This is a genomic window from Robiginitalea marina (assembly GCF_024006985.1).
In the GTDB taxonomy this organism is placed as follows: domain Bacteria; phylum Bacteroidota; class Bacteroidia; order Flavobacteriales; family Flavobacteriaceae; genus Robiginitalea; species Robiginitalea marina.
The window spans coordinates 240,781-261,289 of the sequence record NZ_JAMXIB010000002.1; the positions used below are offsets into that span (position 1 = coordinate 240,781).

A 20,509-nucleotide genomic window follows, 5' to 3' on the forward strand; every position below is an offset into this window, starting at 1 on the left:
AAAACGCCCCCAGGGGACAAGCCACCGGAACAATGCCTCAAAAGCCGTTTTTCATCAGGATGAAGAAAAAACGGAAGCACCAGCAAAGGCTTCAGGATGCGGCCGGGCTCTTCTTCAGGGCCAGTGCGGTTGCCGGCCTGGGTTCCCTCCTGCTGGGCCTGGCCAGCGGGTTCCTGTTGGGCGCTTCACCCCCCCTCCCGCTTATCCTTATCGGCTTTGGGACCTTTTCGCTCCTGAATGCCATCCTGCTGCGGTTTCATGAACACCTAACCCTTTCCTATCACCTGGGCTCCCTGGTGGCCTTGCTGGCCATCATGGCCGGCAGCCTCTACAGCGGGGGGCTTCAAAGCCCCATTATTGTGATGCTCGGGTTACTGGTGTTGTCGGGGTATGTTACCCACCGCCGCCTGGGACACGGCTACCTGGCGGTTTCCCTGGCGTCCCTGGCCCTATTGCTGGCCCAGGACCAAAGGGCTGTCCTTCCGGTCTACAACGCGTTGCCTGAAGGTTCGAGGGCAATCTTTTCGTTCCTGGTGCTCCTGCTTTTTGTGGGCCTCCTGGGCGGGGTATTCGGGCATTCCCTCCTGAAAAGCCTCCATGGGCTCTACCAGAGCAAGGAAGACCTGGAGCAACGGGTCGAAGAAAAGGAACTTTTGCTCAAGGAGGTGCACCACCGGGTGAAGAACAACCTGCAGACGGTCTCCAGCCTGCTGCGCATGCAGGGAAGGACCATAGAGGATGACCAGACCCTGCGCCAGATCCGCAGCAGCCAGAACCGGGTGGTTTGCATGGCCATGGTGCACGAAATGCTGTACATGCGCGAGGATCTATCCCGTATCGAATACAGTTCCTATGTGCAACAACTGGGAGAATACCTGGTCAAATCGATCAAGGGACCCGAAAGCAAGATCCGCCTGAAGATAGACATCCCCGAAATAGAATTGGGGATTGATACGGCCATCCCCCTCGGGCTACTGATCAATGAAGCGGTTACCAATGCCCTGAAATACGGTTTCGAAGGCCAGGAAGAAGGGGAAATCAGCATTTCCCTCGAGAAAGAGGACCGTCAGGAATACATCCTGCGCATTGGCGACAATGGGGTAGGCTTCCCCGAAGACATCGACTACCAGACCAGCAAATCCCTGGGGCTGAAGCTGATCCACAACCTAACCCGCCAGCTGAAGGGCAGTGTGATCCGCGATCTTTCCAGGCGGGGCACCTATTATATCATCCGCTTCCAGGAAGTGGGGCAGGACCCGTTCCATTCCCTGGCCTGAACCCTTCCCCGGATAGAAGCCTCTCCTTTTCCCCCCTGCCTTCGCAAAATGGCAAATATTCCTATCTTTAGCAGAAGAACCCATCCGACACATCCCTATGCGAAAATTCTGCTTTTCCCTCCTCTTCCTGGGCAGCCTTTGCCTGCAGGCCCAGGAGTATTTCCTGAAGCAATACGAACCTTACAAAGCGGGCATCCCCTCCCCCGAAGCCTTCCTCGGTTACGGCATTGGGGAATACCATACCCGCCATGACCGCATTGTCCACTACCTCGAAACCCTGGCCGAAACATCGGAAAACGCCGAGATCGAAACCTACGGGCAAACCCACGAAAAACGCAGGTTGGTCATGCTGCGGATCAGCCGGCCCGAAAACCTTAAAAACCTGCCGGAGTTTCGCCAGCGGCACCTGGCCTACACGGACCCCAACACCGCCGTGAAGGCGGGCAATGACCTGCCGGTCTTTGTCCAACTCGGGTACAATGTGCATGGGAATGAACCCTCGAGTTCGGAAGCGGCCCTGCTGAGTGCCTACATCCTGGTGGCTTCCGAGCACCCAATGATCGAACGCTTCCGGAGGGAAGCCGTGGTCTTTGTAGACCCCACTATCAACCCCGACGGCCGGGACCGCCATACGCAATGGGCCAATTCGTACCGGGGGGACCCCCTTGTCACCGATCCGCAGGATGCCGAACACAACGAATACTTCCCCGGGGGGAGGACCAACCATTACTGGTTTGACCTGAACCGCGACTGGCTGCTGGCCATTAACCCCGAAAGCCGGGGCAAGCTGGACTGGTACCACCAGTGGTACCCCAACGTGGTTACCGATTTCCATGAAATGGGCTCCCAGAGCACCTACTTCTTCGAACCCATGAAGGACAACGGGTCGCTGAACCCCATCATGCCCAGGGAAAACTATGAAGACCTCAATTCCCTGTTTGGGGCGTATTTCGCAAAATCCCTTGACAGCATTGGTTCCCTGTACTTCACCAAAGAAGTCTTCGACGGCACGTACCCGGGCTATGGCTCCTCGTATCCCGACCTGCAGGGGGGGCTTGGTCTCCTCTTCGAACAGGCGAGTTCCAGGGGGCACGCCCAGAAAACAGCCTACGGGGAAATCACTTTTCCCTTCACGATCCGCAACCAACTGGTATCGAGCATAACTACGGTTAAAGCCGCCGTGGAAAACAAAGACCTGCTGAGGAAGTACCAGAAGGAGTTCTTCAACACCGCCCTCCGCAATGCCGCAGCCTCCCGGGTCAAGGGGTACCGGGTAGTGGAGAAGTACGATAAAAACCGCCTCAAGGCGTTTATAGACAAGTTACTCCTGCACCGGGTAAAGGTATACCGCGATGGGGAAGACGCCATTGTGGTGCCGGCCAGCCAGCCCCAGTACCGCATGGTGCAGACCTTCTTCGAAACCTATGAACGCTATCGCGATTCCGTCTTTTACGATGCGTCTGCCTGGTCCGTCGCCAATTTCTACAACATGGATTACCGCCCTTTGCGGGGTGTCCCCGCCGGGAAGGAAATCACCAGCCTGGAGGGCCTGTATCCTGTGGCCCCTGTTGAATCGTCTTCTTACGCCTACCTAATCGACTGGGACGACTACAATGCCCCTGCCCTGCTGTACCGGCTGCAGTCGGAAGGGTTGGTCCTGGCCAGCGCCTTCAAGCCCTTCACCACCCAGGTGGGCGGGCGTGAAAAGGCCTTCTCCTACGGGGCCCTGGTATTGCCCGTGTCCCTTCAGAAAAAGTCCCCGGAAGCGGTCCATAAGATACTGCTTGAGGCCCAGGAGGAATTCCAGGTTCCTGCCTATGCCGTGCCCACCGGCTACCACCTGAAAGGCGTGGACCTGGGAAGCCGGTATGTCGCCCCCCTGGAAAAACCCAAAGCCGCCATGCTTATCGGGGATGGGGTGCGTTCCTATGAAGCAGGGGAAGTCTGGCACCTGCTCGATACCCGGGTACACATGCCTATTACCAAGATACCCGTGCGGAACTTCTCCCGGGCCGACCTGGACCAGTATAATACCCTGGTGATGGTCAGCGGCCGGTATACCCTCAGTGACAAGGAACAACAACGCATCCGGGACTGGGTATCGAAAGGAAATACCCTGGTGACCATTGCCGGGGCTTCCCGCTATGCCATTGAGAACAAATGGGTAAAGGAGTCCCTTATCGAAGAAAAAAAGGATTCCGCAAAAGTGGTGGAACGCCTGCCCTACGCGGATGCCTCTGAACACCTGGGCAAGGAAAGCGTGGGCGGGGTAATCCTCAGGGCAGATCTCGACCTGACCCACCCGCTGGCCTTTGGATACCGGAAGGCCGACATCCCGGTATACAAAAACAACGAGGTTTGGCTGAAACCCAGCCAGAACCCGTATGCCACCGTGGCTAAATATTCCAAAAACGCCCATATTGACGGCTTTTTGACCAAAAAAAACCGGGAAGAATTCCTCAATAAATCGGCTTCCCTGCTGGTGAGTCCCCTGGGGCGCGGCAGGGTGGTGCTGTTTGCGGACAACCCCAATTTCCGGGGGTCCTGGTACGGGACCAACCGGCTGTTTTTAAACGCACTGTTTTTGGGGAACCATATCGAAGTCCCCCAATAGAAATTCCAGGTCCCCTCCCGATTTAGGGTGGGTGCCCATTGTTAATCCGCGTCCCGCGTTCCGGTAGGCCGGGAGCCAAACCCACTGCGTATGCCACGACATTTGAGCCTGTTCATGATCCTGCTGTTACTGGGCCTTCCCGGCCTGGCACAATCCGGCCTCTCTGAAGGCCCGTTCAACCAGCTCATTATCAGGGGGGCGACCCTGATCGATGGGAATGGCGCCCCGCCCCAGGGCCCGGTGGATATCGTCATCGAACAAAACCGCATTACCCGGGTACAGGTAGTGGGGTACCCGGGGGTTGCCATCGATCCGGAAGACCGTCCGGCCCTTAGCGCCGGGGGAAAGGAAATCGACGCAGAAGGGATGTACGTGCTGCCGGGGTTCGTGGATATGCACGGGCACATCGGGGGGGTAGCCCAGGGGGCCGAACCCGATTATGTCTTTAAGCTCTGGATGGGCCATGGCATCACCTCGGTGCGGGAACCCAGTGGGCGAGGGGTTGACTTTGCCATGGACCTGAAGCGGAAGAGTGCGGCCAACCAGATCATCGCCCCCAGGGTCTTCGTATATACCGGTTTCGGACAGGGGAGCAAAGACCAGATTACCACCCCGGAACAGGCGAGGGCCTGGGTGCGCGCCAATGCAAAAAAAGGGGCCGACGGGATCAAGTTTTTCGGGGCAGAACCGGAAATCATGGCCGCTGCCCTGGATGAAAACAAGCAGCTGGGGCTTCGCTCAGCCTGCCACCATGCCCAACTCAGCGTTGCCCGGTGGAACGTATTGCACTCGGCCCGGGCCGGGCTCACCAGCATGGAGCACTGGTACGGGCTGCCGGAGGCCCTGTTTGAAGACCGGACCGTGCAGGATTACCCCCTCGACTTCAACTACAACAACGAACAACACCGGTTCGAAGCGGCGGGAAACCTATGGAAGCAAGCTGCTGCGCCTTATTCCCCGCACTGGAACGCCGTAATGGAAGAACTTCTGTCCCTGGATTTCACCATAGACCCGACCTTTAATATTTACGAAGCCAGCCGGGACCTTCACCGGGCCCGGAGGGCGGAATGGCACGAGCAATACACCCTGCCCTCCTTGTGGCGGTTTTATGCCCCGAGCAAGGTTTCCCACGGGTCGTACTGGCATTTCTGGGGCACGGAACAGGAAGTGGCCTGGAAGGAAAACTATCGCCTTTGGATGACTTTTGTGAATGAATACAAAAACCGTGGCGGCAGGGTAACCGTTGGGTCGGACTCCGGCTTCATCTACCAGCTGTACGGGTTCGCCTATATCCGGGAAATGGAATTGCTCAGGGAAGCCGGCTTCCACCCCCTGGAAATCATCCGGGCGGCCACCCTTAGCGGGGCGGAGGCCCTTGGGTTCGACCGGGAAATCGGGACGGTTGCCCCGGGGAAACTGGCCGATCTGGTGGTCGTGGAGGAAAATCCGTTGGAAAACTTCAAAGTGCTGTACGGCACAGGGGCAATCAAGCTTACAGAAGACAATGAGGTAGTCAGGGTCGGCGGGGTCAAATATACCGTCAAGGATGGGATTGTGTACGATGCCAAAGCGCTGCTCGAAGACGTGAAAAAACAGGTGGAAGCCGCCAAAAAAACTGAAAATTTCGAGATCAGGCAACCCGGGATGGAATAGGCCCGGGACCGCCGAACGCCAGTTCGGCAAAAAAAAAGGGGACTTTCCTTCAGGGTTTGGCTGTATTTAAGGGCCGCGGTTAACCTCTGCGCACGGATGGAGCCGTCTCCCGGGGGAAACCGGGGATAGGGAAACCCCTCCCCCACCCTCGGCAAAGTTACACCTGCCCCCTGCATCCCAAAATCACCGGGGAATGTAAATGGTCCCTCCCTGCCTCATGGCAGCCCCCCGGTCCGGGAAAAAGGCCTGCCCGAGGTCAGGGCCGGCTGGGATACCCGTCGAAAGAATCGGGGGTTTGAACGGCTCCCCTGGGCCCCGGCACTAAAAATCCGTATCTTTTACCCTATGGAATACCTGTTAACTACCCGCCCCTTTTGGCGGGCCAAAAAGGCCTTCGCGGCCGTCGGGCTTTTGTTGGCTCCATACTTTTCCTATGGGCAAACTACCCGGGTTGAAGAAGGCCTGTTCCAATGTATCCGCAATGCGTTTACAGATGGCGGACAGTCCCTGGAAGGACTGATGGCCTCGTTTGAGGCCGAACTGATGGCGGAGGGCCTGTTAGAGAGCCCCGAAGGGGCAGACTACCGGGGGTTGTTGCAGCGCATCGCTTCCGGTCAGGGGGTTATCAGGCCTGCAGACCGGTATTTCGGTCCCCGTTATCGCGGGCTGGAACGGGACACCGCCGCCCTGAAATCGTGTTGGCTATCCCTTCCGGTGCCCACCCGTCCTGTGGACTCCGTGCTGTTGCGGTTCGAAGCATTCAGGGAGCGCCTGCTCCACGAAGCCATAGACCCTCCCCAGGAGGCGGCATCGTACCTTGACCTGCTTTCGGAAGCGGATTTTGAATTGCCCTACTACCGGCTTTTCACCTATGAGCTCATCGACCGGCAGGCCTACAGCACCGAATTCGCCCCGGCCCCCTTCACCAGCCTGGAAGCCCTGGGGGCGCTGAATTCCAGCGGGGCCAATGTTTTCCGGGTCTACCTCAACGAGGAAGACCAGCTCATCGTTGCCGACCAGGTGGTTACTCCCCAGCAGATGGGCGCCCTGGTAGCGGGCCATGCCCAGACCTTTGAGCAAAGCGCCCTTTACGTACTGCAGGTGGAAGCCGATGTGAAATACGGGAGCTTTGTGGGCCTGAAAGACCAGATTGCACTGGCCATAAGCCAGGTAAGGGATACCTATGCCCGGCGCAATTTGGGAAAAACCCTGACGGAACTAGACCCGCAGGAACGGGAAGCCGTTTACGAAAAATATCCTATCCGGATCGTCAGCCCCTGAGGGCTTCCCTGACCGGATTCCCGGAAATCAGTGGACAACGGCATCCGCACCCCACCCGAAAACCGGCCAAAAAAACCACCGCTATCTGGCGGTGGTTTTCAGTTGGGGTTAAAAAGGCCGGATCAATCCATCTCCAAAAATTCCTCAAAAGAGGCCAGTTGGAGCGCATTGCCCCCTTTTACCCGGGGCCTGATGCCCTCAAAGTCGGCTTTGGCCTTTTCAAACCGGGCGCTGATCAGGGCCAGGTTGTCAAGGTCGGCCGCAGAAGGGACGTCGTAATCGCCGGCTACCTTGCTGTAGAGGTCGGCCATCTTCTCGCGCAGCTGGGGGGTTGCAGCGCCTACATAGTTGTCGCCCGTGGTAATGACCAGGGTTTCCTTAAGATCCTGCAGCTTTTTCTGGTTGCGCTTGTCGCCGGCCTTCTCCGCCTGCTCCAGGAAGCCATCGACCTGGTAGACCAGGTAGGCCAGCTCCTGGGTCATGTCGTAGAGCTCCATGGTGGTGCGGTATTTTTGCTCCCTTTGGGCCGCAGTCAGGCCGCTCCGGTCGTCATATACCAGCTCGAAGGGGTGTTCGAAGGTTTCACGGCCTTTGGTGATCACTGCCGTATAGGTGCCTGCGGGCACCGTGGGTGCCGTAAAAGCCCCGAAGGAAAAGGTTTTTCCTTTGGCCACTTTGGGCGGTTTGCGGCGATATCCCCATTCCACCACATTCAGGCCTTTCTGTTTTCCCGGTTCCAGGGTGGTAATAATATTCCCTTCGGCATCGCGGATCTCCATGGTCATTTTCCCGAAGGTATGACGGCTTTTGAGGAAATACCGTATCTGCGCCCGGGTACTCCGGTTGGCCCCGACAAATTCCGTGGACACCGTGGAACTGCCGAAGTTGCTGGTCTCGTCCATGACCGTTGGGGGCGTTCTGAAAAAATGTAGGGTAGATTCCATAACCTCCCGGCTCAGTTCCCGCAAGGGGGAAATATCATCCAAAATGATCACCCCGCGCCCATGCGTACCCATCACCAGGTCGTTGGTCCCTTTATGGAGTTCCAAATAGTGTACGGCCACAGGGGGCATGTTGTTGCGGAAGGGGGTCCAGCTCAGGCCGCCGTCGAGGGTAATGAACAGGCCGAATTCCGTACCGAGGAAAAGCAGGTCCGGGTTTTCATAATCTTCCTGCAGCGCGCGGGCGAACCCTTCCACTTCCCCGGTGGTAATGGAAGTCCAACTCGCGCCGTAATCGGTGGTCCGGTAGGCATAGGGGGTCATATCCCCGCGGGTGTGGCCGTCAAAAACGGCATAAGCCGTGGCCTTGTCGTGAACGCTGGGTTCAATGTGGTATACCCAGGTGTTTGCCGGCAACCCCGGGATGTTCCCTGAGGTATTGGTCCAGGTGTTTCCCCCGTCGCGCGTAATCTGCACGTTTCCATCGTCGGTGCCCACCCAGATCACCTGCTCATCCAGGGGGGACTCTGCAATGGTAAAGATGGTGGTATGGTTTTCTGCCCCGGAATTGTCCATGGACAGCCCTCCGGAATCTTCCTGCCCCTGTTTTGCAGGGTCATTGGTCGTAAGGTCCGGGCTGATTACCTCCCAGGTATCCCCCATGTCCTCGGAGCGGTGCAGGTACTGGCTCCCCATGTAGAAGCGATCTGGCTGGTGGGGGCTTAGCGCCATGGGGGCATTCCAGTTAAATCGCAGGTCGGCCACCCCGGCGGTGGGCTGGGGCTGGATGGTTTTCAGGAGTTGTTTTTCGGTGTCGTACCTCCAAACGTTCTCGGCCCCCTGCATTTCGGAATAGATTACGGGTTTGGTGGGGTGCTTCAGCACCCGGAAACCGTCCCCGCCGCCCACGGAGTTCCAGTCCCGGGCTGTAATGCCGCCAGGGGAAGAAGAGGGTCCGTACCAGGAACCATTATCCTGCAAGCCCCCATAAACATTGTAGGGGGTGGCATCGTCCACGCTAATGTGATAGAACTGCGACAGCGGAAGGTCTTCGTTGATCTCCAGGGTGTTGCCCCCATCCCAGCTGCGGTATAACCCCCCATCGGTAGCCACATACATGATATCGGAATCCACAATGCTGAACGCAATATCGTGGATGTCGCTGTGCATGTTTCCGAGGTTTTTAAACGTCTTTCCCCCGTCGCGGGAAATCGACCCGCTAAGGCCGGCCTTGACCACCACTTCGGGGTTGCGGGGATCCGTTACAATCCGGGAAAAATAAAAGGGCCGCACGGTGATCTCAAAATCGTTGTTCAGCTGTTTCCAGTTCTGGCCGCCATCGTCACTGCGATACAACCCTTTGCGTTCCGGTTTTTCGGCTTCAATGACCGTATACAGCACATTCGGGGAAGTGGGTGCCACAGCAATGGCCAGGCGGCCCAACTGCCCTTCGGGAAAGCCGTTGTGGATTTTGTTCCAGGTCCGTCCCCCGTCGGTGGTCTTGTACAGGGCACTGCTGCCGCCCCCGGACTCGAACGACCAGGCAGTACGGCGAAACTCCCACATGGAGGCGTAGAGGACGTCCGGGTTGGTGGGGTCCATGGCCATATCGGCCAGGCCATTGCGCGGGTTTACATAAAGGATCCGCTCCCAGGTTTCCCCCCCATCGGTGGATTTGTACACCCCGCGTTCCTCGCTATCGCTCCACAGGGCCCCCAGGACCCCAACATAGATCACTTCGGGGTTTTCAGGGTGCACGATCACGCTCGCAATGCGCTCGCTGTTCTCAAAGCCAAGGGATTCCCAGGTACTGCCGGCATCGCGGGAACGGAACAGGCCGCAGCCCACGGAAACACTATTGCGCGTCCAGGTCTCCCCCGTTCCCACATAAATGGTGTTGTCGGGGTCCGACGGGTCGAGGGTGACCACCCCTATAGACTGACAATAGTCGTCAAAAACAGGGGCAAAGGTAGTACCTGCATCCCCGGATTTCCATACCCCTCCCCCGGCAGAACCCACATAGAGGATCCGCGGGTTGGCGGGATGCACTTCAAGGTCATTGATCCGCCCGCTCATCAGGGCAGGGCCGATGTGCCGGGCCTTCATATCCCCGAACAGGTTTGCTGCCCTCAGGGTGTCCTTTTGCTGCCCCATTGCCGGCCAGGCAATGCCCAGTCCGGCCAGGACCATCCAGGCCATTAACTTTCTCATGTGTTTATCGTTTTTTTGGAGTTCTTAATTCCCGGTATCCTGCGGAAAGCCTATTGTTTATTCTCCCCGTCCGTCTGCGCGGGAAAGGCAAAGGCTGCTGTATCAACCTCGGGGTTCAGTTCAATTTGCTCCATGGTAATCGGCTGGGAAGCCCCGCCTTTGATCCCCTGCGACATGGAAAAAGGGAAATACAGCCCCCCTACCTCCTGGTAGTCGCTGAACGTAATCAGCTGGGTCTGTCCCTTCATGGGCCCGGAATGGATTTCGGATTCCACGGCAATGGGTACGTAGTTTTCGGCGTCAAAATAATAATACGATACATCTTCCCTGGTTTGCCCGTCTACCGTGATGGGTTCCTTGACCAGCTTTATCTTGAAGGTCTCTGCGCCTTCCATGGTTTCGGTGCCGACCAGTTCCACGGTATAGCCCTTCTCCTTATAATCCAGGAAGGGATCGGGGAAATCGTTGGAATTGAGCTTCAGGTTGGCGAGGGTCTCGGCATCCCCTTTTTCGGGCTGCATGGTCATGAAGTTGGTGCTCCAGAGGGTCTCCCCGTCAAAAACGCCCTGTTTGATCTCCTTTCCCTGGAATTTGACCACGGTCATCTGGCGGCCGTCTTTCAGCTGATAGATCTCCAGGGGGATTTCCATGCCCTGCTGGTTAACCTTGGCATTCATTTTCATGCCGGAAAGGGCCCTCCATTGCTGTTCACCCCCGGTGTTTTCAAAATAGGTGGCCAGGATTTCATCGGCCGATTGTGCCTGAGTAGTAACCCCGGTAAAAAGGGCCACCGCCAAAAATGCGTAAGCGAATGTTTTCATGTTTTTTACGTTTATAGTTGCTGATGTTTTTGCATGAGTCTGAAAGGTAGGGCATTTGTTACAGATCACCACATCCGGATGGAAAAAACAGGCCATTCCCTAGACGCCTTCGCGCCTCAGCACTTCCAGGGGCGGGCTCCGCAGTACGGCCCGGCTGTTGAGCAGGCCAATGCCGAGCACGGCCAGGCTGATCAGGGGGAATACCACCAGGAAAGGAATTGCCGAAGGCACAAAGCTCACTTCAAACAGGCCGTAAGCCAATAGCTGTGTGCCCGCAAGGGCGAGCAAAACGCCCATCAGGCTGCCAATGGCCCCCAGAAAACAATACTCCAGGGCCGTGATTTTAAGGAGCTGGCGACTGCTGGCCCCCAGGGTGCGCAGCAACACGCTTTCCCGGATCCGCTGGAAGCGGGAAGTGCGCACGGCCCCAAGGAGGACGATAAACCCGGTCAGGATACTGAAAAAAGCCATAAACCGGATGACCCAGGAGAGTTTTTGGAGGAGATCGCCCACCACCCCAAGCAGTTGCCTGATATCCAGGACTGACACGTTGGGGTAGGCGCGTACCAGTTCCTGCTGGAAGCGGGCTGAAACCGCCTCCTCAGGGGCATCGGTGGTCATGACGTGGAACCTCGGAGCCGCTTCCAGCACCCCGGTTGGAAAAACCACGGAAAAATTCAATTGCAGGCGGCCCCAATCCACCTCCCGGATGCTGGCCACCCGGGTGTCCATCAGCACCCCCTGCACATTGAAAACCAGGGTATCGCCCACCCCGACCTGGGCGTCGCGGGCCACGTTGTCGGAAAGGGAAATTGGGATGGGGCCCGTGGTTTCAACAAACCGCGGCACCCACTCCCCTGCCACAAGGCGCTCGGAGGCGATCAGCGTATCGCGGTAGGTGACCCTGAATTCGTGGTTGAGGATCCAGCCGTTGATGGTGGAAGTGCTGTCGCGCCGAAGGTCGTCCACGTTCCGCCCGCTGATCTGGTGGAGCCGCATGGTCACGATGGGGATGTTTTCCACCAGGGGTAGCCCCATGGGGCGCATGATGCCGGCCACGCCTTCCTGTTGCCCAGCCTGAACATCGAGCAGGATCAGGTTGGCCGAAGGGGTATTGTCTTCCAGCCGGGCCCTGGCCAGGAGCATGTCCTGGGTAAAATACAGGGTACTGATCAGAAAGGTACCGATCCCGATCGCCACGACCAGCACCAAAGTCTGGTTGTTGGGCCGGAAGAGGTTCAGCAGGGCCTGCCGGGCCTCATAGCCCCAGGAATGGGGGAAGTAACGGCGGATCAGGCGCATGCCCCCCCAGGCCATACCCCCGAGCACCAGGAAAGCCGCCATGGTGGCGGCCACAAACCACAGGGCCCTCAGGGGGTCCTGCAAAAGGCCTGCTGCCACTGCCCAAATCCCGGCTGCCACAACCACCAGGACTGCCCCGGTGAGCCACCGGGAGAGGACAGGGTCGGGCTGCCCGATGCGCAGTACGGAGAGCGGGCTCACCAGCCAACTGGACAGCAGGGGCAGCAACCCGAACAAAACAGCCATGACCACCCCAAGGCCCATACCGGTTAGCACTGGGCCCCAATGGATGGCCCAGGCGAGTTCCACCGGGAGGAAATCGGCTGCCACGCCGGAAAACACTTCTTGCAGCAACAACCCCAGGACCGAGCCCAGAATGCCCCCCGCCAGGCCGATGGCGGTTACCTGGATCAGGAAAATAAAAAAAGTTTGACGTCGTGAGGCCCCCAGGCATTTGAGGATGGCGACAAAGGCACGTTTCTCCTTCATGTAGAGTTGGACGGAGCTGGCGATCCCCAGACACCCAAGGAGGAGGGCGATAAAGGCGACCAGTTTCAGGAAGCGGCCCACATTCTCAAAGCGCCTCCCCAGTCGCTGGCTGGTATCGGTATGCAGGTCCATATCCGCTTCTTCTGCATCCAGAAGGGGGTCGAGTTGATCGTAAAGGCGTTCCAAATCCTGCCCTTCACGGGCCCTGAAATAATAGGCATATTCAAGGCGGCTCCCGGTTTGAACCAGGCCGGTGGCCTCCAGGTCCCGCAAAGGGATCCATACGGCCGGGGCCACGGACGTCGACACCACCGTATTCCCCGGGGCTTCCAGCAGGCTGCCCCCGACGGGGAACACCTTGTTCCCTATTTTTATGGAATCGCCGGGCTGCAGGCCGAATTGAACCATGAGGGTAGCATCCACAAGGGCCCTTCCTTCCCCCTGATAGGCTGCCGAAGCGGCAAGGGGGCGGCTAACCAGTTTCCCGTACAGGGGGTACTCCCCCTCCAGGGCCCTCACGCGGATCAGCTTGCTGCCTTCCTTGCCGGGAAATAAAGCCATCGAGAGGAAGCTCACCTCCCTTGAAGCTGGGCCCCCGAGGGAATCCATCAGCTGCTGCACCACCTCATTGGCCGGGCGGTCGCTGTCAATCAGGAAATCGGCCCCCATCAGTTCCCTGGATTGCCCGGCAATAGTGTCTTCCAGGGTATTCCCAAAGTTTTGGATCGAAACGAGGGCCCCTATGCCCAGCACGATGGAGCTCATAAAAAGCGCCAGGCGCCTGAGGCCAGCACGGCCATCCCTCCAGGCCATCCGGAAAAGCCAGGAAATCCCGGCCCGTTTGCCATTAACGGAGTTTTGCTTCATGGTTTGGAGGGTTCTTCCGGTTCCAGCATCCGCCCGCCCTGCAAGCGCAGGATGCGGTCGCACCGCCGGGCGAGTTCCATATCGTGGGTGACGATGACCAGCGTGGTCCCCGCTTCCTGGTTCAGGTCAAAGAGCAGGTCCACTACCCGCTGGCCGGTGTGTCCATCGAGGTTCCCCGTGGGCTCATCGGCAAAGAGGATCTCGGGCCGGTTGGCAAACGCCCTGGCCAGGGCGACCCGCTGCTGTTCCCCCCCCGAGAGCTGGCTGGGGTAGTGATGGGTGCGGTCAGCCAGGCCAACCTTTTGCAACAGGGTACGGGCGGTTTCCCCGGCCCCGCGGAAGCCCTGCAGTTCCAGGGGCACGCTCACGTTTTCCAGGGCCGTCAGGGTCGGAAGCAATTGGAAATTCTGGAAAATAAACCCCACTTTCTCGTTGCGAAGGGCTGCCCGCTGGTCCTCTGTAAGGCTGCCAAGGTCCTGCCCGCAAACCTCCACAGTCCCGGAGTCCGGGGTGTCGAGGCCGGCACACAAACCCAAAAGGGTGGTCTTTCCACTACCCGAGGGGCCGACGATCGCAAAGGTTGTGCCCGAAGGGACCGCAAATGAAATGCCTTCGAGTACCGTGAGGTCGTTGCCCCCGCTGGAATAGCTCTTCCGAAGACGGTCTACGTTTAATATCTTTGACATGGATACGGCTGGTGGGTTAACAAGCTGCAAAAATTACGCATTACAACCTAAAAACGAAGGAATTGCCATGGTAAGACTCTTAAAGTTTCGTTATATTTTTTTGATGATGGCCATTCTCGGTTGCCGGGACAGCAGTAAGAAATCCGCGCCTGAAGGGGCTGAAACCGGATTGCCTGCGGAAGAAACCCCCGCGGTTACCCAAAACACAAAAACAATTTTATTCTTCGGGGATTCCCTCACGGCCGGCCTTGGGCTGGACCCGAACCAGGCCTTCCCGGCCCTGATCCAGAAGCGCCTCGATTCCCTGGGCTATTCCTACCAGGTGGTTAATGCCGGGCTGAGCGGCGAAACCACGGCCAGCGGAAGGAACCGGCTCGACTGGGTGCTACGGCAGCCTGTGGGGGTTTTTGTCCTGGAACTGGGGGCCAATGATGGCTTACGGGGCATCCCCCTGTCGGAAACGCGGAAAAACCTGGAAGAGATGATCGTAAAGGTGCGCGAAAAATACCCCGGGGCCCGTATTGTGCTGGCAGGAATGCAACTTCCACCCAACATGGGCCCGGAATACACGGGCGAATTCCAGGACCTCTTCCCGGAGCTCGCCCAAAAACACCAGGTGATGCTGATCCCATTCCTCCTCAAAGGCGTTGGGGGGGTACCTGAAATGAACCAGGCTGACGGCATTCACCCTACTGCCGAAGGCCATGCGGTGGTGGCGGAGAATGTCTGGGAAGTACTGGGTCCGGTCCTGGTGGAATATGCGGGTTCCCGTCCTTAGGCGTACTGCGGCCGGTTCCTTGCCGTGGTAAAGCTCAAAGCCATTTTAACCCGGGCATTGGGACGGCGGTACAGCCGCGCCACCTGCCGGTTTTCCCCTTTCATTACAAGGGAGTCGGTGGTCAGGAGGACTACCTCCATGGTAATGGGGGTAACTTTGGCCTGGGCAGGCTTTTGTTGTCCGTAAGAGGAGAGGGCTAAAACCAGTGTAAAAACAACAGTAAAAATAGCTTTCATGGCTCGCGTTATTCTTTACAAAAGTAACGCGAGCCCCGTGTGTGGAGGGGGGGTGAAATCGCTGAAAAGCCCCTGTTTCCCGGTATCCTGAAAAAACATCGGCAAGGGGTCCAAAAGACCCGTTAAACGGATTTGCCCTCCCGTTCCGCTTATCGGGATTATCGGCAATTCAACGGGTGGGTTTCAAAAATATCCGAGGTATGCGAGGGGGTCCGGGCAATTTTTGCGATAGTACTCCAGGGAAGCACGGGCGCATACCCCGGGGTAATCCCCCTGGTACCCTTCCGGGTCGCGGATAAGCTGGAAATGCAGGTGGGGGGCATACCCCCCGTTCTCTGCCGGCCCTCCCAGGCTGGCAAGTGCCTCCCCCTGCCTGAATTCCTTTCCCGGGTAGAGGCCGATGAGGCTTCCTTCCGATAAATGGCCATAAAGGCTGAACAGGCCTTGGCCTGCCAGGGTATGTTCAAGCAGGATGACCGGGCCGTAATCGCCCGGTTCCGTCCGGTTGGCCCAGCTATGGACCTTCCCGTCCCAGGGGGCATATACCACAGTCCCCTCAGGGGCCCAGAAATCCACCCCGAGGTGGAATTCCCTGGAGGCTTCCCCTTCCGGGTTGAAATGGGAAAACCCCTGGTAGAGGGCGCGCCGTTCGAGGTAGCCCCCATAAGCCACCCTGCCCCCGGAACCCGCGAGAAACCCGTCCAGGTATCGCTGGCAGCTGGCAGGGTCCCTTAGGGCATCCCCCAGGGCTTTGTTGGCTATGGAAAGGTCGACCTCCCGGAAGGTGTCGGGCGGGAGCCCGGGGCCAAACAAGGGATAGGCTTTCATGGAAATGGGTTCAGGCATTTGCCCGCAAAATAAAAAAATCCCGGGTGTTCACAACCCGGTGAACGTCCATGTTTTTTTAACCCCGGCGGACCCCGGACACGGGGCTTCTGCGGGAGAATTAACATTTTTTAGGCCTTCTTTGCGCCTGGCCGGTTGTATTTTAGGGGCCAAAAACGCTGCATTATGAAAATCAGGATGATTGCGCTGCTCACCCTGGCATTTTGGGTAACTTCCTGCCAGGGCCGGGAGAAAAAACCGGGCCCTGTGGCTGAAAAGCAAACAGAACTGACGCCCCCCCAGGACCTCTCAGCCTACAAACGGGCGTATTTTGCCAGTGGTTGCTTCTGGTGTGTGGAAGCGATCTTCGAAAGCGTCAAAGGGGTGGAGGAAGTCATATCAGGGTATGCCGGGGGCACCGAAACCAACCCCACCTACGAGCAGGTCAGCTACGGCCGTACCGGGCATGCGGAAGCCGTGGAGGTCTATTACAACCCTGAAGTAATCAGCTATTTTGAGCTGGTGCAGGTCTTTTTCGGCTCCCACGACCCGACTACCCCCAACCAGCAGGGGCCTGACCGGGGACGGCAATACCGGTCCATCGCCTTTTACCAAACTGAAGAAGAGCAGAAAACCATACGGGCCTATATGGATGCCCTGGAGGAAAATAAGGTTTATGACCGGCCGCTGGTCACCGAAATCACCCCCCTGGAAACCTTCTGGCCCGCGGAGGATTACCACCAGGATTACGAGCGGAAACACCCGGAAAACCCCTACATACAGAACGTTTCCATCCCCCGCCTGAAGCGCTTCCAGAAGAATTTTCCGGAGTACCTGAAGGAAAAAGCGCATTAGGCCACGGGACCGGGGGACGCAGGGCTGATTGGGCATTGGAAAGGCATGCCCCTGCACCGGTTATTGCCTGAGGTTGACGTCGCTGTACGCAGCCTGGATGAAGATGGACCGGTCGCTGTCCTTATGCTGGCTGAACCCTTTGCGGATGCCGGGTTTTTGGCCACTTTCCGGCGCCCAGGTGATAAAGTCGGGATAGTCGATCCCCGAATGGTTATTGGCCACCTCCACCTGGTACCCCCCCCTGGGCAGGGGCATCGCCAGCTCCCCATTCTCCACGGATACCACCAACTTCCTGAAATTGTCCCCCACAGCCCCGATGCGAAGGGAGCCGAGCCGGTTTTGCAGGGAGGCCTCCCGCAGGAGCTGCTTGATTGTTACCTCGGAGGAGTTTGAAGTGAGGTTCAGTTGGCCCACTTCATCCAGGGTCACTTTTTCCGAAAAATCGGCCCGCAGGTCCCCCCCTTTCCACCGGTGCACTTCTACAGGGGAATACCGGGCTTCAATCCGGGTATCCCTGCCCTCGATATCAGCAGCTATAAAACGGGCATAAGAGAGGGTAGCCCGGGCATTCAGGGTATTCCCGGCCAGTTTCACCTCCCCGTGGCGGACATCCAGCTTCAGGCGGGCCCCTTTGGGCATTTTGATCCGGATGGTTTTGCGCACGGTAAACCTCTTGCCAGCCACTTCTTTAGGGCTGGAGTGAAAAGGGTTCTTACGGACTTCTTCCCGGGCTTGCCTGGCCTGTTCCCGGGCCTGCAGGGCCTGGCTTTGGGCCTGCTCCCGCTGCCGGGCCATGTCTTCCCGCTGTTTTTCGAGGGTTTCCCGCATTTTGGCATGTTCTTCAGCCCTGGCCTCCATGCGCGCCTTCATCGCAGCGGCTCGGGCCTCCCATTCCTTCGACCAGGCTTCAAAGCGCTCGCGGTATTCCTGGTCGAACTCCTTTTCGAAATCCTTTTTCCACTCCTTAAGGTAGCGCTCCCCATCCTTTTCATAGGCTTTATAGTCAAAATCGCGGAACGGGACGGGCGGCATGGGGGGCAACTCTGACATTTCAGGCAGTCCGATGGCGAACTGTTCCATAATGGGCCCTAGCCTTTCGGCAAACTCACCCGCGAAAACACCGCTGTCAAAAGCCCCTGAAAAATCACGGTTCCACGATTGGCCGGGCCCGGTACTCACCTTTACAAGGGACTTACTGCCCAGGATCTCCACCCCAGCCCGTTCAAAATAGTTCCCGGCATCCTCCGGGGATGCCCCCTCCAGGGCAATCGTGGCCTCCACTACTACCTCGTTGCGGTCCCAGGTCTCAAATTCCAGGTCGGCATGGGTGGTGGACAGTTCCACCACTACATCCGGATTGACTTTGAACTCCTCCCGGTAGGTTTTACTTTCCTGGGCCGCCAGGGGAGACACCCCCAGGGCACACCCTATAAAAAGGGCTTTAAATACTTTGGAGCTGTATGCTTTCATTTTTTGATGATTTTAATTCGTTCAACTTTTCTTTTAACTTCAATAACAGGTTCAGACGGTACTCCAGGTTCCGGATCATGGCCCCTATGGTTTGCTCATTCGGACCGATTTCGTTCAATTCACGGTTCAGCCGGAGGTACTCCGCATCCAGGTCCCCCAACCGGGCGATGTAACCATCGGCCATGGTTTTGTGTTCCCCGGAAATATCGAGGCTGGCCAGTTCCAACTGGATGTTGGCCGTATAGTACTGTTCCAGGCTGCGCAGGTCCGGCGACAGGTCCCCCAGGGAAAGGGTGCCGGAAGGCCCGGTGGAATCGGATTCCTGTACCAGGGGTTGTCCTTTTTCCGGGAGGGCGGGGTTTTGCCCCCGCTGCCAGAAAACCAACCCGAGAAGGACCAGAAGGCAAGCGGCAACAGCCAGGCGGTAAACCGGCCAAAGTCGCCTGTGCCGGCCGAAGGACTGGTCGAGGCGGGCCTCAAACCGCTTTTCATGCCCCTGTGGCATTTGGCTTTCCTTTTCCCGCTCGTTTTCAAATACGGTTCTGAGATCTTTCGACATAGTTCGCGGTCTTTAATTGTTCCTTAAGCAGGGTTTTTCCCCTCATCAGGCGGGTACGGCAGGTGGTTTCCTTCAACCCCAGGATTTCGGAAATTTCCCGGTGGTCATACCCTTCCACCAAATACAACTGTACAATCCACCGGTAGTGGTCGGGCAGGGTTTCGATGGCCCCCAAAACCTGTTCGGCCCCTACCTCCCGGTCGACGTCCCAACCCCCGTCGTCCTCATCCGCCACAGAGAGCCATTGTTCTTCCAGGGGCTCAAAAACGGGTTCGCGCACCTTCAGGAAATCGAGGCAGCGGTTTACCACAATGCGCTTCAACCAGGCCCCGAAAGCCACATTCCCCTCAAACTGGTCCATTTTCCGGAACGCCCTGATAAAGGCCTCCTGGGTCATGTCTTCCGCATCGGCCTCATTGCGGAGCATGCGCAGGGCCACGCTAAACATGCCCCGCGCGTATTTGCGGTACAGGGCCAATTGCGCCCTCCGGTCTTGCCTGCGGCATCCCTCGATCAGTTCGTCGAGCATTGGAGTGCTGGGTTTAAGGGGTTGCTCATTGTTGGTTTCCACCTTAAGTGACGATTCAAAAATGGCAGTGTTTCAAAAAAGGCTACTTTTAGGATTATTTTAGCGTTTTTTTATTTGCGACACGTCAGCATAAAAAACCGGTGGCTCTCCCTGCAGGTCCTCGATTACGGGGCCGTTATCCAGAAACTGCGGTTTCGCACCGCCCCGGATACCTGGATGGATATGGTCGTGGGCCACGAGGATCCCCGGGCCTACCTGCAGGATCCCTTTTCCATGGGGGCATGCGTGGGCAGGTTTGCCGGACGCCTTTCCGGCGGGTCGCTCGACCTCGGGGGGAAATCGTTTCCCCTTTCCCACCGCGAAGGCATCACCCTGCATGGCGGGACAGGTGGTTTTGGAAAGCGGTACTGGACCATCGAAGCGGTGGAGGAAGGTACAGACCAGCCCGAAATCAGGCTCAGCTATTTCAGCCCGCACCTGGAAGAGGGTTTCCCCGGCAACCTCAGGGTCACCCTGAGCTACCAACTACAGGAAAATGCCCTGGCCATCAGGCATGAAGCCGTAACGGACCGTCCAACTGCGGTAAACCTGACCAACCATTCCTATTTCAAAATCGACCGGCAACCCCTGATATCACACTACCGGCTGCGCTTGCAATGCAGCCGTCGCCTGGAAACCGATGCCAGCCTGCTTCCCACGGGCCGCCTGCTGGAAGTCGCAGGAACGCCCTTCGATTTCCGGAAGGAAAAAAGCCTGGATGACATAGCCCTGGACACCCCCTTTGTGGTGGACCCCGGGGCAAACCCGGCTGCAGAGTTGTATTCCCCGGTATCCGGCGTGCGCATGCGCGTGCATACGGACCAGAAGGCATTGGTGCTGTTCAACCCGGCCGGGATGCCCTCCCTGTGTTTCGAGGCGCAAAATTTCCCGGATGCGCCCCGCTTTTCCCATTTTCCATCCGCCGTACTGCACCCCTGGGAAACCTATCTGAACGAAACCCGGTTTGTATTCGAAAAACAAGGGTAACGGGGCCTGCGCTACCCGGCCCCTTTCGCAAATGCCCCCTGCGGGGATTCCTGACTATTTAGTACCTTGGGATCTGAAATGACGGGTCG

16 protein-coding genes are annotated in these 20,509 nt (G+C 57.8%); 7 read left to right on the forward strand and 9 right to left on the reverse strand.

The features are described 5' to 3' along the window. The first annotated feature begins 59 nt into the window (after window positions 1-59). The 4 genes from NG653_RS03930 to NG653_RS03945 all read left to right on the forward strand — a co-directional run bounded on the left by NG653_RS03930 (window position 60) and on the right by NG653_RS03945 (window position 6,825). Entirely contained in the window at window positions 60-1,277 is a 1,218-nt protein-coding gene (locus NG653_RS03930; protein ID WP_252740362.1) for a sensor histidine kinase, read from the forward strand. A gap of 97 nt (window positions 1,278-1,374) precedes the next feature. After that, the gene (locus NG653_RS03935) at window positions 1,375-3,891 is read left to right on the forward strand and encodes a M14 family zinc carboxypeptidase (RefSeq protein WP_252740363.1); all 2,517 of its coding nucleotides are present in this window, start codon (window positions 1,375-1,377) and stop codon (window positions 3,889-3,891) included. 114 nt (window positions 3,892-4,005) lie between these two features. Beyond that, window positions 4,006-5,544 (forward strand): amidohydrolase family protein, encoded by a 1,539-nt coding sequence (locus tag NG653_RS03940; protein ID WP_370281066.1) that lies wholly within the window; start codon window positions 4,006-4,008, stop codon window positions 5,542-5,544. Between the two features lie 345 nt (window positions 5,545-5,889). Then, window positions 5,890-6,825 (forward strand): hypothetical protein, encoded by a 936-nt coding sequence (locus NG653_RS03945; RefSeq protein WP_252740365.1) that lies wholly within the window; start codon window positions 5,890-5,892, stop codon window positions 6,823-6,825. A 122-nt stretch (window positions 6,826-6,947) separates the two neighbouring features. On the opposite strand, the gene NG653_RS03950 is transcribed toward NG653_RS03945, so the two are convergent. The 4 genes from NG653_RS03950 to NG653_RS03965 all read right to left on the reverse strand — a co-directional run bounded on the left by NG653_RS03950 (window position 6,948) and on the right by NG653_RS03965 (window position 14,142). Then, window positions 6,948-9,977 carry an exo-alpha-sialidase gene (locus NG653_RS03950; protein WP_252740366.1) on the reverse strand — a complete coding sequence of 1,010 codons (3,030 nt, stop codon included), beginning with the start codon at window positions 9,975-9,977 and terminating at the stop codon, window positions 6,948-6,950. Window positions 9,978-10,027: 50 nt separating this feature from the next. Then, window positions 10,028-10,798: an outer membrane lipoprotein-sorting protein gene (locus tag NG653_RS03955; RefSeq protein ID WP_252740367.1), complete on the reverse strand. Its 771-nt coding sequence runs from the start codon at window positions 10,796-10,798 to the stop codon at window positions 10,028-10,030. Window positions 10,799-10,897: 99 nt separating this feature from the next. Next, window positions 10,898-13,456, reverse strand: coding sequence for an ABC transporter permease (locus NG653_RS03960; RefSeq protein ID WP_252740368.1), 2,559 nt, complete (start codon window positions 13,454-13,456; stop codon window positions 10,898-10,900). Then, window positions 13,453-14,142 carry an ABC transporter ATP-binding protein gene (locus NG653_RS03965; RefSeq protein ID WP_252740369.1) on the reverse strand — a complete coding sequence of 230 codons (690 nt, stop codon included), beginning with the start codon at window positions 14,140-14,142 and terminating at the stop codon, window positions 13,453-13,455. Before NG653_RS03965 ends, NG653_RS03960 begins: the two co-directional genes overlap by 4 nt. Before the next feature lie 67 nt (window positions 14,143-14,209). Here NG653_RS03965 and NG653_RS03970 point away from each other — a divergent pair, with 67 nt between their 5' ends. Continuing rightward, complete coding sequence (locus NG653_RS03970) at window positions 14,210-14,920, forward strand: arylesterase (protein WP_252740370.1); 711 nt, start codon at window positions 14,210-14,212, stop codon at window positions 14,918-14,920. Here NG653_RS03970 and NG653_RS03975 read toward each other — a convergent pair. Both NG653_RS03975 and NG653_RS03980 read right to left on the reverse strand, forming a co-directional pair. Continuing rightward, on the reverse strand, window positions 14,917-15,156 hold the full coding sequence (locus tag NG653_RS03975; protein ID WP_252740371.1) for a hypothetical protein: 240 nt from the start codon (window positions 15,154-15,156) through the stop codon (window positions 14,917-14,919). The genes NG653_RS03970 and NG653_RS03975 overlap by 4 nt on opposite strands. A gap of 183 nt (window positions 15,157-15,339) precedes the next feature. Beyond that, window positions 15,340-15,984 carry a peptidoglycan DD-metalloendopeptidase family protein gene (locus tag NG653_RS03980; protein WP_252740372.1) on the reverse strand — a complete coding sequence of 215 codons (645 nt, stop codon included), beginning with the start codon at window positions 15,982-15,984 and terminating at the stop codon, window positions 15,340-15,342. Between the two features lie 183 nt (window positions 15,985-16,167). Between NG653_RS03980 and msrA the strand changes: the two genes are divergently transcribed. Beyond that, the gene (gene msrA / locus NG653_RS03985; RefSeq protein ID WP_252740373.1) at window positions 16,168-16,836 is read left to right on the forward strand and encodes a peptide-methionine (S)-S-oxide reductase MsrA; all 669 of its coding nucleotides are present in this window, start codon (window positions 16,168-16,170) and stop codon (window positions 16,834-16,836) included. Between the two features lie 60 nt (window positions 16,837-16,896). Here msrA and NG653_RS03990 read toward each other — a convergent pair whose 3' ends face one another. Genes NG653_RS03990 through NG653_RS04000 form a run of 3 tightly spaced genes read right to left on the reverse strand, consistent with a single transcriptional unit; the run spans window position 16,897 to window position 19,394 of the window. Continuing rightward, window positions 16,897-18,306 carry a hypothetical protein gene (locus NG653_RS03990; protein WP_252740374.1) on the reverse strand — a complete coding sequence of 470 codons (1,410 nt, stop codon included), beginning with the start codon at window positions 18,304-18,306 and terminating at the stop codon, window positions 16,897-16,899. Then, window positions 18,278-18,865 (reverse strand): hypothetical protein, encoded by a 588-nt coding sequence (locus tag NG653_RS03995; RefSeq protein WP_252740375.1) that lies wholly within the window; start codon window positions 18,863-18,865, stop codon window positions 18,278-18,280. The genes NG653_RS03990 and NG653_RS03995 overlap by 29 nt, the downstream gene beginning before the upstream one ends. Next, the gene (locus NG653_RS04000) at window positions 18,837-19,394 is read right to left on the reverse strand and encodes an RNA polymerase sigma factor (protein WP_252740376.1); all 558 of its coding nucleotides are present in this window, start codon (window positions 19,392-19,394) and stop codon (window positions 18,837-18,839) included. The genes NG653_RS03995 and NG653_RS04000 overlap by 29 nt, the downstream gene beginning before the upstream one ends. A gap of 114 nt (window positions 19,395-19,508) precedes the next feature. On the opposite strand from NG653_RS04000, the gene NG653_RS04005 reads away from it, so the two are divergent. Beyond that, entirely contained in the window at window positions 19,509-20,420 is a 912-nt protein-coding gene (locus NG653_RS04005; RefSeq protein ID WP_252740377.1) for an aldose epimerase family protein, read from the forward strand. The last annotated feature ends 89 nt before the right edge of the window (window positions 20,421-20,509 follow it).

Coding starts and splice junctions, on each gene's coding strand:
- NG653_RS03960 (WP_252740368.1), bottom strand. CDS start 13,456: ATGAAGCAAAACTCCGTTAATGGCAAACGGGCCGGGATTTCCTGGCTT.
- NG653_RS03990 (WP_252740374.1), bottom strand. CDS start 18,306: ATGAAAGCATACAGCTCCAAAGTATTTAAAGCCCTTTTTATAGGGTGT.
- msrA (WP_252740373.1), top strand. CDS start 16,168: ATGAAAATCAGGATGATTGCGCTGCTCACCCTGGCATTTTGGGTAACT.
- NG653_RS03980 (WP_252740372.1), bottom strand. CDS start 15,984: ATGAAAGCCTATCCCTTGTTTGGCCCCGGGCTCCCGCCCGACACCTTC.
- NG653_RS03995 (WP_252740375.1), bottom strand. CDS start 18,865: ATGTCGAAAGATCTCAGAACCGTATTTGAAAACGAGCGGGAAAAGGAA.
- NG653_RS03955 (WP_252740367.1), bottom strand. CDS start 10,798: ATGAAAACATTCGCTTACGCATTTTTGGCGGTGGCCCTTTTTACCGGG.
- NG653_RS03975 (WP_252740371.1), bottom strand. CDS start 15,156: ATGAAAGCTATTTTTACTGTTGTTTTTACACTGGTTTTAGCCCTCTCC.
- NG653_RS03945 (WP_252740365.1), top strand. CDS start 5,890: ATGGAATACCTGTTAACTACCCGCCCCTTTTGGCGGGCCAAAAAGGCC.
- NG653_RS04000 (WP_252740376.1), bottom strand. CDS start 19,394: ATGCTCGACGAACTGATCGAGGGATGCCGCAGGCAAGACCGGAGGGCG.
- NG653_RS03930 (WP_252740362.1), top strand. CDS start 60: ATGAAGAAAAAACGGAAGCACCAGCAAAGGCTTCAGGATGCGGCCGGG.
- NG653_RS03940 (WP_370281066.1), top strand. CDS start 4,006: ATGATCCTGCTGTTACTGGGCCTTCCCGGCCTGGCACAATCCGGCCTC.
- NG653_RS03970 (WP_252740370.1), top strand. CDS start 14,210: ATGGTAAGACTCTTAAAGTTTCGTTATATTTTTTTGATGATGGCCATT.
- NG653_RS03965 (WP_252740369.1), bottom strand. CDS start 14,142: ATGTCAAAGATATTAAACGTAGACCGTCTTCGGAAGAGCTATTCCAGC.
- NG653_RS03950 (WP_252740366.1), bottom strand. CDS start 9,977: ATGAGAAAGTTAATGGCCTGGATGGTCCTGGCCGGACTGGGCATTGCC.
- NG653_RS03935 (WP_252740363.1), top strand. CDS start 1,375: ATGCGAAAATTCTGCTTTTCCCTCCTCTTCCTGGGCAGCCTTTGCCTG.